General features: G+C 63.9%; 12 protein-coding genes. 7 read left to right on the top strand and 5 right to left on the bottom strand.

The window, feature by feature from the left end; genetic code table 11:
• Positions 1–59: 59 nt before the first annotated feature.
• Positions 60–956 carry a LysR family transcriptional regulator gene (locus tag NKI95_RS00060; protein WP_352713003.1) on the top strand — a complete coding sequence of 299 codons (897 nt, stop codon included), beginning with the start codon at positions 60–62 and terminating at the stop codon, positions 954–956.
• Position 957: 1 nt separating this feature from the next.
• Here the strand turns inward: NKI95_RS00060 and NKI95_RS00055 are convergent, their stop codons facing one another.
• On the bottom strand, positions 958–1,605 hold the full coding sequence (locus tag NKI95_RS00055; protein ID WP_352713001.1) for a TetR/AcrR family transcriptional regulator: 648 nt from the start codon (positions 1,603–1,605) through the stop codon (positions 958–960).
• 121 nt (positions 1,606–1,726) lie between these two features.
• Between NKI95_RS00055 and NKI95_RS00050 the strand changes: the two genes are divergently transcribed.
• Positions 1,727–2,479 (top strand): SDR family oxidoreductase, encoded by a 753-nt coding sequence (locus tag NKI95_RS00050; RefSeq protein WP_352713000.1) that lies wholly within the window; start codon positions 1,727–1,729, stop codon positions 2,477–2,479.
• 19 nt (positions 2,480–2,498) lie between these two features.
• On the opposite strand, the gene NKI95_RS00045 is transcribed toward NKI95_RS00050, so the two are convergent.
• From NKI95_RS00045 to NKI95_RS00035, 3 genes are all read right to left on the bottom strand, one after another.
• Positions 2,499–2,996: a methyltransferase family protein gene (locus NKI95_RS00045; RefSeq protein ID WP_352712997.1), complete on the bottom strand. Its 498-nt coding sequence runs from the start codon at positions 2,994–2,996 to the stop codon at positions 2,499–2,501.
• A gap of 910 nt (positions 2,997–3,906) precedes the next feature.
• Positions 3,907–5,958 (bottom strand): elongation factor G, encoded by a 2,052-nt coding sequence (locus tag NKI95_RS00040; protein WP_352712995.1) that lies wholly within the window; start codon positions 5,956–5,958, stop codon positions 3,907–3,909.
• Positions 5,959–6,124: 166 nt separating this feature from the next.
• The gene (locus NKI95_RS00035) at positions 6,125–6,991 is read right to left on the bottom strand and encodes an alpha/beta fold hydrolase (RefSeq protein ID WP_352712993.1); all 867 of its coding nucleotides are present in this window, start codon (positions 6,989–6,991) and stop codon (positions 6,125–6,127) included.
• 146 nt (positions 6,992–7,137) lie between these two features.
• Between NKI95_RS00035 and NKI95_RS00030 the strand changes: the two genes are divergently transcribed.
• Together NKI95_RS00030 and NKI95_RS00025 are read left to right on the top strand one after the other, a co-directional pair.
• Entirely contained in the window at positions 7,138–7,734 is a 597-nt protein-coding gene (locus NKI95_RS00030) for a methyltransferase family protein (protein ID WP_352712991.1), read from the top strand.
• Between the two features lie 29 nt (positions 7,735–7,763).
• The gene (locus NKI95_RS00025) at positions 7,764–8,159 is read left to right on the top strand and encodes a (R)-mandelonitrile lyase (RefSeq protein ID WP_352712989.1); all 396 of its coding nucleotides are present in this window, start codon (positions 7,764–7,766) and stop codon (positions 8,157–8,159) included.
• Between the two features lie 6 nt (positions 8,160–8,165).
• Here NKI95_RS00025 and NKI95_RS00020 read toward each other — a convergent pair whose 3' ends face one another.
• Positions 8,166–9,368 (bottom strand): pyridoxal phosphate-dependent aminotransferase, encoded by a 1,203-nt coding sequence (locus tag NKI95_RS00020; RefSeq protein ID WP_352712987.1) that lies wholly within the window; start codon positions 9,366–9,368, stop codon positions 8,166–8,168.
• Positions 9,369–9,571: 203 nt separating this feature from the next.
• Here NKI95_RS00020 and NKI95_RS00015 point away from each other — a divergent pair, with 203 nt between their 5' ends.
• From NKI95_RS00015 to NKI95_RS00005, 3 genes are all read left to right on the top strand, one after another.
• Positions 9,572–10,465 carry an EAL domain-containing protein gene (locus tag NKI95_RS00015; RefSeq protein ID WP_352712984.1) on the top strand — a complete coding sequence of 298 codons (894 nt, stop codon included), beginning with the start codon at positions 9,572–9,574 and terminating at the stop codon, positions 10,463–10,465.
• Complete coding sequence (locus tag NKI95_RS00010; RefSeq protein WP_352712981.1) at positions 10,462–11,316, top strand: EAL domain-containing protein; 855 nt, start codon at positions 10,462–10,464, stop codon at positions 11,314–11,316. Before NKI95_RS00015 ends, NKI95_RS00010 begins: the two co-directional genes overlap by 4 nt.
• 123 nt (positions 11,317–11,439) lie before the next feature.
• Entirely contained in the window at positions 11,440–12,048 is a 609-nt protein-coding gene (locus NKI95_RS00005; RefSeq protein WP_352712978.1) for a glutathione S-transferase family protein, read from the top strand.
• Positions 12,049–12,627 lie beyond the last annotated feature (579 nt).

The raw sequence follows: 12,627 nt of genomic DNA, 5'->3' as shown, positions 1-12,627 counted from the left end.
TGATTTTTCATTCAGACGCCATAACAGGCGGACGCCAGAAAACAGGACGAGGGGAAATCATGGCGTTGGATTGGGACAAGCTACGCGTGTTTCACGCCGCAGCGGAAGCGGGGTCGTTCACGCATGCGGCGGAAACACTGCATTTGTCGCAATCGGCGATCTCCCGGCAGGTCAGCGCGCTCGAGCATGATGTCGGCGTCCCGCTGTTCAACCGCCACGCTCGCGGCCTGGTGCTGACCGAGCAGGGCGAGATGCTGTTCCGCACGGCGCACGACGTGCTGATGAAGCTCGAAACCATCAAGTCGCGACTGACCGAAACCAAGGACCGGCCCTCCGGCGTGCTCAGGGTGACGACCACGGTCGGCCTCGGCGCCGGCTGGCTGACCGAGCGCGTGCAGGAGTTCATCGAGCTCTATCCCGAGGTCAGCCTGCAGCTCATCCTGGCCAATGAGGAACTCGACCTCACGATGCGCCAGGCCGACTGCGCCATCCGGTTGCGCCAGCCGCAGCAGCCGGACCTTATTCAGCGCCGTCTGTTCACCGTGCATTTCCATCTCTACGCGGCGCCCTCCTATGTGAACAAACACGGCAAGCCGAATTCGATCGCCGAGCTGAAGGCCCATCGCATCGTCACCTTCGGCGTGCCGGTGCCGGCGCACCTGTCGGAACTGAACTGGCTGGAGACGGTCGGCGATTTCGAAGGCGGGCAAAGGGTGCCGACGCTGCAGATCAACGACATCCTATCGATCAAGCGGGCGGTGCAGGGCGGCGCCGGTATCGCCATGCTGCCCGATTACGTGGTCAGCAAGGATTCGGGGCTGGTGCAGTTGCTGCCCGAGACCGAGGTGCCGTCCTTCGATACTTATTTCGCCTATCCCGACGCGATGAAGAACCAGGCGAAGCTGCATGTCTTTCGCGATTTCATCATCGCCAAGGCGCGCAGCTGGTCGTTCTGATTTAGGAACGCGTATCCGCCCGCGTGCTGGCGCCGTAGCGCAAACCGTCGACGAGTAGGGCAACCATGCGCCGCGCCTGGGCAGGGCCGCCACCATGTGCCGGCATGGCAAGGCTGGCGGCCGCCCCCAACAGGTCGCCCGGCTCGATATCGGCGCGCACCTCGCCGGCCGCGGCCGCTGCCTCTAGCAATGTTTGGAGCGCGGGCCGGAGCCGTTGGTTGAAATAGGCAGGCAAAGTCTCGAAGGCCGGATTGCCTGAGTACAAGGCTGCCGCGAGGCCGCGTTTTGCCGTGATGAAATCCACGTAGCGCTGCATCCACAGGGCCAGCGCTTCACCCGGCTCATGCTTCCTGGCCAGGATCGGCGCGGCGTCCGCACAGGCGTCAACCTCGTTGCGGAAGACGGCCACGATCAGGTCCGAGCGCTGTGGAAAGTGGCGGTAGACGGTGCCGACGCCGACGCCAGCCTTTTCCGCGATCTCTCGCACCGGAGCCTCCACGCCGGAGGTCGCGAACACCGCCATGGCCGCCCGGAGCAACGCGTCGATGTTGCGCCGTGCGTCGGCGCGCACGTGGCGATCCGCGCGGTCGCGGGGTTCCAGACCATCGCCTTGATCTTTCGTTTTGCCGTTCGGCGCTTTTTCGTCCATCAAATTGCCTCTTGCAAACGGAACCTTGTTCCGGATATATATGGAACGTGGTTCCGTTTGACTTGTATCTAGCACGGCAAGGCGGTGTTGGCCACACGTCGGTGCACAGAAGGAGATTACCATGCAGGACAAACCCGTCGCCCTGGTCACCGGGGCCAACAAGGGCATCGGTCTTCAGATCGCCAAGGATCTCGCGGCGAACGGCCTCACCGTGCTCGTAGGATCGCGCAGGCTCGAGCATGCGGAGGCAGCCGCAAAGAGCATCGGAGGGGATGCCCACGCCCTGCAGCTCGACGTCACCGACCAGGCGTCGATCGCCGCCGCGGCAGAGCGCATCCGTATCGAACTCGGCCGCCTCGACGTGCTGGTGAACAATGCCGGCATCTCCCATGCGGGAAAGCCGGGCAGGCCACTCGAGGAGATCATCAACTCGGGCCGCCCGAGTGTTGCCTCTCTCGACGACGTACGCGCGGTGTTCGAGACGAACGTGTTTGGCGTCATCGCCGTCACGCAAGCGATGCTGCGGCTCCTTCGTGAGGCGCCGGCGGCACGTATCGTCAACGTATCGAGCGGCGCCGGCTCGCAGACATTGAACGCGGATCCGGCCTTTCCGTACCGCACTTCGTTTGGCGCCGTTTACAACCCGTCGAAGACGGCGGTCAACGCGATGACGCTCGCCTTCGCCATCGAGCTCCAGGAGACCGGCATCAAGGTCAACGCTGCGTGCCCGGGCTACACCGCGACGGAGCTGAACAACTTCGAAGGTCCGCGCACCGTCGAACAGGCCGCGCGGGAGCCCGTGCGCCTCGCGCTTCTCGACGCGAACGGTCCGACGGGCACGTTCTCGAACGAGGACGGCCCGCTGCCGTGGTGACGCAGCCTTCGAGGCTGCTTCAGCCGCGCCAAGGTGTCAGGCGGGGCAGCCAGCCTGGTACGGCGCGGCGGTAGGCTTCGTATTCGTCGCCGTAGCGGCGGGCAAGCGTCGGTTCCTCATATAGTTTCACGAAGGAGATCATGGCGGCCGCGGCGATGATTAGATAAGCAGCGACCGTCCAGCTCGAAAACAGCAGCGCCTGGCCGAGGACGATCGACAGCACGGCGACGTACATCGGGTTGCGGACATGGCGGTAGATGCCGCCGACGACCAGCCTTTCGGTCGGCGCGACCGGGGCGGGCGTACCCAGGCCCTCCAGGGCAAACCGGGCGAAGGCATGCAGCAGTATGGCTGTGCCGGCGATAACCAGCAGCCAGCCCACAGGAACGAAACCGGGCAGTCTCGACCAGGGCAGGCGATAGCGGTCGGTCAGCAGCCAAGGCACCAGTCCGGCGACCACGCCGGGCGCTGCAGCAAGGAAGATGACGCTGCCGGCGATCGCCGAAGCGGCCCGCATGGAGGTCTCCTTACCTAGAGCCTGTTCCATCCCGATAGAATCGGGTTGGAGCTCTATCTTCCTGTTCGACCGGGATCATGCTCCAAGGCGCGCCCTTGAACGGTCTCCTGCGACGCGCTTCAGGTCTTGTCCTTGGCATGTAAACCAAACCGCTGCACCCTCAGGTCAAGCTCGATGGCGGGCTTTTAGGCGACATGCACCAGCAAGGTCTGGCTGCCGAAAAAACAAACGCGTGCTGCACGATTCTACGTCATCCTGCGTTTTTCGACTTTCCGAGCAGGAATCGCTGCTGATTCGCGGCTGCAGATCGATTTTTCCCTTGCCGCACGCTGCATTTCAGCGATTCAACTGGTCCTATTGGGCTTCGGGACGGATTAGACCACAGCCGACGCCTTTTTGCATGTGTGTGTTGCAAAATAGATGCTTGTTTCTTGGGCATGAAGAGCACATATATAGATCATCTCCTGAGCGCGTTCTCCTCCCATTAGCGCTCTCGAGTGTTCCCCTCTGGAGGTTAGCCTTAACAGGCACTTCCAATCAAACTCAGCCGGGTCTTCATTGATCCGGCTTTTTTGTTGCCTGAAACCAACACATCGCCAGAAAATCGGCCGGAACGGCCGCGTAACAGTGACATGTAACCTCGGGTAACATGCCGCGGGCGCGCCAAATCGATTAAGCAGAACATAGGACGCGGTGTGGTTCGTCCGGGGGATGGGGGCATCACTCGGACGATCCGGGCTCAGGCGGCTACCGCGTCCGAACCTTCCTCCGCCGCCGGGCACCGGCGGCAAGTATGCGGCGGACCTGCCGTTTCGCCTCCCACGAAGACGGTCCGCAACGAAACGGCGCCCGGATGGTCCGGGCGCCGTTTCCTTGTGTGTCCCTTGTGTTCTGGCCGCCAGCTGCCGTTTCAGGCGGCCTTGCCGTTGGTGTTCAGCGCTTCGTCGGCCAACCGGCCGGTGAGTTCGGCCATGTGGTCGAAGACGGCCCGGTAGCTGGCGACACCCGCTGTGGCCGAACGCAGCTCGATGATGAGGTCGCCGATCTCGGCCTGCGGCATGGTCGCCTCGACCACGTCCCATCCCGGCCAATCGGGCCGCGCGTCGTAGCCGAGGATCTGGCCGCGCCGCTGCGGGATCAGCGCGATGATCTTCGACGTCGCATCCGACGGCGTGACGATCTCGACCTTCATTACCGGCTCGAGCAGCACCGGCGAGCACGCGGCCATGCCTTCCTTCATCGCCAGCTTCGCTGCCATCTGGAAGGCCATGTCGGAGGAATCGACCGCATGGTAGGAGCCGTCGGAGAGGTTGACGGCAACATCGACGACCGGGAAGCCGAGCGGGCCGGATTTCAGATAATCGCGCACGCCGGTCTCGACCGACTGGATGTAGGTCTTCGGCACGACGCCGCCGGTGATCGTATCGGTGAACTGGAAGCCTGACCCGCGCGGCAGCGGTTTGATCTCCAGCACCACATCGCCGAACTGGCCGTGGCCGCCCGATTGTTTCTTGTGGCGGCCGCGCTGCTGCGTCGCTTTGCGGATCGTCTCCCGATAGGGCACGGCCGGCACATGGCCTTCGATCGGGATCTGGTTCTTGCCTTCCAGCCGCTCGCGCACGACGCGCAGATGCATCTCGCCATGACCGGACAGCACGGTTTCGGCCGAATCCTGGTTGTGATGCAGGTTGAGCGAGGGATCTTCCTCGGCCAGGCGCTGGATGGCCGCCGACATCTTGACCTCGTCCTTGCGCTCCTTCGGTCGCAGCGCGAAGGCGAAGACCGGTTGCGGCGGCGCCAGCGTGACCAGCGGCTTGATGCCGCCCTTGGTCGAGCTCAGCGTCTGGCCGGTCCTGACGGCGTCCAGCTTGCCGAGCGCGACCGTGTCGCCGGCCTTGGCCGAAATCAGCTTGACCTGGTCCTTGCCGAGCATCTTGTAGATGCCGGAGACCTTTGCCGTCTCGCCGGTGGAAAGGAACAGCTCGGCTGCGTCGGCGACCTGGCCGGACAGGATGCGCGAGACCGACAGCTTGCCGCCATGCGCGGTGTGGATGGTCTTCATCACCTGGACCACGGTGGCATTGCCGTCGGGCGCGCCGAGACGCTGGCGCGTCGCCTCGATGTCGGGTGCGTCGTGACGGATCGCCTTCAACAGGCGCAGCACGCCATTGCCCTTCTCGGCGGTGCCGATCAGCACCGGCGTCACTATGCCGTCGCGCAGGTCGGCGGCAAGATCGTCGAAGATCGCGTCCTTCGGCGGTTCGATCTCGTCCAGCAATTGCTCCATCAGGCGGTCGTCATGGTCGGCGAGCGTCTCCAGCATGGAAAAACGCGCCTCGAGCTCGCGCGCCTTGTCGTCGCTCGGGATCTGGGCGACCTCGCTCTCGGCATATTCGCGATAGATGTAGGCGCGCTCCAAAGCGAGGTCGATCGAGCCGATGACGACCCCGTCCTTGCGCAGCGGGATCTGGCGCAGCAGCAATGGCACCGAGCTTGCCGGCTGCAGCATCTTCAGCGTGTCGCGCACGCCTGCTATCGCTTTGTCGACCTTGTTCAGGAACAGCATGCGCGGCACGCCGAGATCGTCGAGCTTGCGCATGATCAGCTGCAGGGCAGGGATCTTCTTCTCGTCAGCCTCGGCAACGACCACGGCGACGTCACAGGCGGCCAGCACCGGCTCGGCTTCGAAGGAGAATTCGATGGATCCGGGACAATCGACGAAGGTGAACGGCTCGCCCATGAATTCGGTGGTGGCGAAGGTCGCCTCGACGCTCATGCCGTGAGCGCGCGCCTCGGGCGAATGATCGGAAACGGTATTTCCGGACGAAACGGGATTCTGGCGGGGAATGGCGCCTGTACGGGCGAGTATGGCTTCGAGAAGTGTCGTCTTACCGCTGGCGAAGGGACCGACTATGGCAATGCATTTCGGTCCCGTGCGTCGTCCTCCGGCGCGAGTACCCATGGCTGACCTCCACTCAGGCGTTTCCCTGTGAGCGGCGGCCGGCCTGTCGGCCGTCGCGGGCGAGGCTTTTTTCAATTTGCCACCTACCCAAAGGGCATCGTCCCACGGGCAGGCCGGGAGGGCAAGGGATTTGAAGTTGAAGGGATTTGAAGTTGAGGGGCTGGGTTCAGCCGGTGCCGGCTAGGCGCGACGCCAGCGGGGGTGCGTCGACGCGCTGCACCGCCACCGTCTCGGCAAAGCGCGCGAGCAACCGATTGAACAGGTCCGCACGCTCCCAGAAAGGCGCATGCCCGGCGCCGGAGATGACGTGGCAATGCTCCCACAGCGAGCCGTATGCGAGCGTCTCAAAATAGCCGAGCCGGACGAACGGATCGTTCTCGCCATTGACGACGGCGACCGGAATCGCCGCCTGCTCGACCACTTGTCTCTGGTCGGCGCCCTTGCCGGTGAGCATGCCGCGCGTCACCGCGGCGCGCAGCCGGCCGTCGGTGCGCAGGATGGCTTGGCGGAAGGACGGATCGGCGGTGTCGCCGAAACACAGCGTCTCGAAGCGCTCGGCATCGCGTTCGGAATACGTCTTTTTGGACGCCAGCAGCATGTCCCAATGCGCGTGGAAGCCGCGCAGCATGCCGAAAGGACCCTTCGATACCGGCGGCGCGCCGGTCAGCATCAGCCCGCCGATGGCGCGGTGAAAACTCGCGAGTTCGATTGCCACGTGCCCGCCAAGCGACCAGCCGAAGACGACGGCGCGGCCGATGCCCAAGGCATCGAGGAGCTGAGCCGCCGATTGGGCAAGGCCGGCGATGGTGTAGTCCGTCGCCGGATCACGGGCGTCCGAGGATTCGCCATGGCCGGGCAGGTCGAAAGCAATCAACCGATGGGCAGCGGCCAACGGGCTGTCGAACTGGCGGGCGAATACGGCGCGCGAACTGCCCGAGCCGTGGATCAGGACAAGCGGGATGCCGGGTCCCGACGACTGGCTGAGGCGCAAATCCGCTTGCGGCGTGCGGATCGTGCGGTGGGAAACGGCCATATCTGGTTGGACCTTGGGATTGTCTCCAGGTCAACATCGCATGCCGAGGTCACCATGTTGTTTAGAACGGTGGTTAAGAAATGATTTCTCGGTTTCTGCCGGGTATGATGAACGAATCCACCACAGCTAACCCCGGGACCCTGATGATGGAATCCACGCTCGACCTTCTCGTCTCGATCAGCAGCATCGCCACGCTCGGCCAATATGCCTGGTCGATGCGCGCGCATTTCCAGTCGCCGAGCATGTCCCAAGGCGCCATGATCATTTCGGCCGTCGTGGTCGGCACGGCGCTGTTCTTTCTTGCGCTGCTTTGGATCGAGCGGCAGCCGGTGGCGGCGAAGATCGGCGGGCTCGCCATCGAACTGGCAAGCTCGGCGCTGTTCTGGTGGGCGATCTCGGTCTCCCGCAAGGCGCGGCTGCGGTTCGCATTCGATCCGGACAATCCCGACAGCCTGGTGACCGAAGGCCCTTATCTCCATGTCCGGCATCCGTTCTACACATCCTACATTATCTTTTGGATCGGGTGGGGCATCGCGACCTGGTCGGTCTGGGCGGTGGTGCCGGTCGCCGGTATCGTTACGATCTATGTGATCGCAGCCTTGGACGAAGAACGAAAATTTTCGCGGACAAGGTTGGCCGACGCCTACGACGCCTACCGCAGGCGCACCGGCCTGTTTTGGCCGCGCCTTGCCCGCAGCCGGCAGGACATGCAGCCGGCGTCGGACGAAAGTGGTAGGCTCTAGACACTGGATTGGATCGAGGACTTGCGACGATGAAGATTATTGCCTGCGGCAGCGTGCCGACGATCGTTGCGCCGGAGACATATTTTACCGGCCGGGTTTTGCAGACGCCGATCATCGAGAAAGAGGCGCCGGCGCGGCTACGCGCCACGCTGGTCAGTTTCGAGCCCGGCGCCCGCACCCACTGGCACACGCATCCGCTCGGCCAGACGCTCTACGTCACGTCCGGTGCCGGTCTCGCGCAAAGCTGGGGCGGCCCGATCCAGGAGATCAGGGCCGGCGACGTCATCTCCTTTGCGGCCGGCGAAAAGCACTGGCACGGCGCCGCGCCCAAATCGGCGATGACCCACATCGCCATGCAGGAGGCACTCGAGAGTGTGCATGTCGATTGGCTGGAGAAGGTCAGCGACGAGCAGTATGGCGGCTGAAACGTCTCAGGCCAGCGAGGCAGTAAAGCGCTGGATGCGCGTGCAGGCCTCTTCGAGCAGAGCCTCCGACGTGGCGTAGGAGATGCGGAAGTTCGGGCCGAGGCCAAAAGCCGAGCCGAAAACGACCGCCACGCCCTCGGCCTCGAGCAGTTCCGAGCAGAAGGTTTCGTCGCTGTCGATCACCTTGCCGCTCTTGGTCTTCCTGCCGATCAGCTGGGCACAGGAGGGATAGACGTAGAACGCACCCTCCGGCGACGGGCAGGTGATGCCGCGCGCCTGGTTGAGCATCGAGACGACGAGATCGCGCCGGCCCTGGAAAATCACCTTGTTCTTCGGGATAAAATCCTGCGGGCCGTTCAGCGCTTCGACCGCCGCCCATTGGGCGATGGTACAGGCGCCGGAGGTCTGCTGGCCCTGGATCATGTCCATCGCCTTGATCAGCGGCACCGGGCCTGCCGCATAGCCGATGCGCCAGCCGGTCATGGCATAGGCCTTCGACACGCCGTTCATGGTCAGCGTGCGCTCATAGAGCTTTGGCTCGACCTCGGCGATGGTCTTGAAGACGAAGTCGCCATAAGTCAGGTGCTCGTACATGTCGTCGGTCAGCACCCAGACATGGGGATGCTTCAACAGCACGTCGGCCAGGCTCTTGAGCTCCGCCTCGGTATAGGCGGCGCCCGACGGGTTGGACGGCGAGTTCATCAACAGCCATTTGGTGCGCGGCGTGATCGCCTTTTCCAGCACGGCCGCCGTCAGCTTGAAGCCGTTGTCGATGGAGGTGTCGGCAAAGGCCGAGGTGCCGCCGCAGATCGCCACCATTTCGGGATAGCTCACCCAGTAGGGCCGCGGGATGATCACCTCGTCGCCGGGGTTCAGCGTCGCCATGAAGGCGTTGAACAGGATCTGCTTGCCACCGGTGCCGACGATGGTCTGGTCCGGCCGGTAGTCGAGATTGTTCTCGCGCTTGAACTTTTTCGCGATCGCTTCGCGCAGCGGCACGATGCCGGAGACCGGCGGATATTTCGTCTCGCCGCGGCGGATGGCCTCGATCGCGGCGTTCTTGATGTTGTCGGGGGTGTCGAAGTCCGGCTCGCCGGCGCCCAGCCCGATCACGTCACGGCCGGCGTTTTTCAGCTCGCGCGCCTTCTGCGTCACTGCGATGGTCGCGGAAGGCTTTACGCGGGAAAGGACGTCGGCAAGAAAGGCCATGAGAAATATCTCCAGAAAGGACCGGCGCGGCGAAGGCGCCGCGGCGCCTCTCATGTCGCATCGTTTTGCCAAGCGCAAGCCCAGCGCAGGCATTGTCGAATGAGCCAGCGCGCAATGCTGGCAACAATAAATTCATCAACGATCGGTAAAAGCTTGAACGGCAGGACCGTAGCCGGTCCGCCAGTCTCGCACAGCGAGGAACCGTGACGCGCAGCATCGGGCTTGCCCATATCATCCGCCATGATGACGGCACCGCCAGCGGTGTCTGGGGGGTCTATACGCTGCAAAGCGCGTTCCAGCCGATCTTCGCCTTCAACAAGGGCAAGCTTTCCGTCGTCGCGTTCGAGGGGCTGATCCGGCCGTTCCGCGAAGGCGAGCCGCAGCCGCCAACGAGTTTCTTCAACAGCTGTCCGGCGGTCGACCGCCTGCATATCGAGGCGCTGACAAGGACGCTGCACCTTCTGAACGCCGGCGCCTGCCTGCCGCGAGACGCCTCGATCTTCATCAACTTCGATCCATCGGTGTTCACCGACCGCAGCATCGCCGACAAGGCGCTGCGCGACATGCGGCTGGTGCTGCACGAGGCCGACATCGATCCGCGCCGCGTCGTCTGCGAGGTCACCGAGCAGAAATCGGCATCGCAGGAAACGCTCTACAATTTCGTCGAGGCGCTCAGGGGCAATGGTTTGCGCATTGCGGTCGACGATTACGGCGCCGACGAGTCCGACATCAATCGCATCAAGGAACTCAGGCCCGACATCGTCAAGTTCGATGCCGACTGGATCATGACGCTGATGGAATCCGGTGCCGGCTTCGCCTTGCTGACCGCCATGGTGACGAGCTTCGAAGAGCAAGGCATCCGTACGGTGTTCGAGGGCATCGAGACGGGCTGGCAGCTCGAGCTCGCCGAAAAGTCGGGCGCCTCGATGGTGCAGGGCTATGTGCTGGCGCGCCCCGAGCTTGCGCCGACCAGCTTCCGCGTCTTCGAAAAGAGCGGGCAGGCGGCTGCGGTGTCGGCCGATACGGAGAAGGTTTCTGCGGCCGTTTCGCCATCGCGACGGCCGATGCGGGCCTTTGGCCGCAGGGTGGCATCGTGACCGGGCAAGCCGACATGCGGCGCAAGGTCGGCGAGGCGATCTTTGCCGACGAGGTCGGCATCGAATATGGCGTCTACGGCGCATTCCGGCTGAGGAGCGCCTACCAGCCGGTCTTCGCGCCCCGCGGCAGGTTTCTCGCCGCCGTCGCGGTCGAGGGACTGATCGAGCCGCATCGTGCAGGCAGGCCGATGGCGCCGCAAATCTTCTTCGAAGATGTGCCGACTGCGGATCGGCTGTTTGTCGAAACCATGTGCCGGGTGCTGCATTTGCGCAACTTCCGCAACATCGGCGTCGACGGGCTCGACCTGTTCTTCAACTACAATCCGCTGATCAACGATGACCCCGCACGGGCGCTGGCCGAAATCAGGCTGATGACCAGGCATCTGGCGGATTTCGGCCTGCATCCCGGCATGCTGGTCTGCGAGATCACCGAGCAGGCGGCCGGCGACAAGGTGCTTGTCAGCCTGGCGCGTGAGATGCGGCGCGACGGCGTCCGCATCGCCATCGACGATTTTGGCACCGGGCATTCGACGGAAGAAAGGGTCGCCCTCGTGCAGCCCGACATCGTCAAGATCGACGGCACCTGGTTCGCCGAATTCTGCCGCCATGCCGCCGCCGAGCGGTTTTTCCGGCCGCTGGTTTCGACGCTGCACGACCGTGGCGCCAAGGTGCTGGTCGAAGGCGTCGAGAACGCCACGCATCTGCGCGTCGCGCTGGATGGCGGCGTCGACCTGCTGCAGGGTTTTTACCTCGCCCGGCCGGCGCTGGCCGGCATGCTGTTCGACGAGGAGCCGCTGTCGACCGACAGGCTGCTCGGCAGGGATAGCAACGTCATTCCGTTGTTCGGATAAATGCATCAGCGACGCTGATGGTTACGCCAAAACAAATCACTGGATGAAGCCGCCGCTGCCGAGATAGAGGCTTGAGGCTGGATCAGCCCTGAGACGGGTGGTTGCGAGCAAGGGGGAGCACCGATGATACTCTATGGAATGATCGACAGCGGCAATTGCTACAAGCCGCGCCTGTTGATGGCCAAGCTCGGCATCCCTTTCACCAATGTCGAGGTCAGCTCGCATACCGGCGACACGCGCAAGCCCGACTATGTCGCCAAGAACCCGAACGCCATGGTGCCCCTGCTCGAACTCGACGACGGCCGCCGGCTGGCCGAATCCAACGCCATCCTGCTCTACCTCGCCGAAGGCACGCGGTTTCTGCCGGCGGACAGATATGAACGCGCGCTGGCCTACCAGTGGCTGTTCTTCGAGCAATACAGCCACGAGCCTTATATCGCCGTGCGCAGGGCGCTGCTGACCTTTCCAGAACGCGCGAAAGACGCGACACCCGATCGGCTGGCGGTGACGCTGGAGCGCGGCAACAAGGCGCTCGGCGTCATGGACAAGCACCTGGCCGGGAGCAGCTTCTTCGCCGGCAATGCGCTCAGCGTCGCTGACATCGCGCTCTATGCCTATACGCATACGGCCGAGACGGGTGGGTTTCAGCTCGACGCCTATCCGGCGGTGGCCGCCTGGCTGCAACGGGTCGAGGCCGACCCGGGGCATGTGCCGCTGGAGTGGGTAGGTTGAGTGCAACTCGCCAATCTTGCTGAGCAACGTTGGGCTGAGCAACATTGGCGATTGGCGGAATCTTCGGCGAAGGCGTCCTTCTCCCCGTCTCTATACGGGGAGAAGATGGCGGCAGCCAGATGAGGGGCAGCGCCAGCCTTCGTCGTGATATCGTGCTTGGCTTGGCGAAGGGCAGTCCTGATACGTCGCGCTGCCCCTCATCGCCCTGCCGGGCACTTCTCCCCGTATAGAGACGGGGAGAAGGACGCCGTGTCGCCGGTTTCGCCAATCGTCGGTCTAAATCCAAACAGCAAAAAGGCGGGACAAAATCCCGCCTTCCCATGCTTGGTAGCCTGATCGGGAGCGTTTTGGCCGGGCCGGCAGCAATCTGCTGCTTCGGCTTGTCGGGGTCTGTCGCTCCGGCGCGCTTCTCGCGCGACTGTCAGTACATCCGTGACTTGCCGCGGGGCCCCCGCCGGGGGGCCGCGCGCCGGCCGGGGCAAAAAAAGGGGGGGTGGGCGGGGATGAGCACCGCCCCCGTGAGCGGGGGGGGGGGGGGGGGCGGGGGGCGGTGTTATTTTTTGAGTAGGCCCGGGGGGG

This window comes from Mesorhizobium sp. M0306, from assembly GCF_040321655.1.
In the GTDB taxonomy this organism is placed as follows: domain Bacteria; phylum Pseudomonadota; class Alphaproteobacteria; order Rhizobiales; family Rhizobiaceae; genus Mesorhizobium.
The sequence above is the reverse complement of the archived record's forward strand: the minus strand, read 5'-3'. Positions and strand labels throughout refer to the sequence as shown.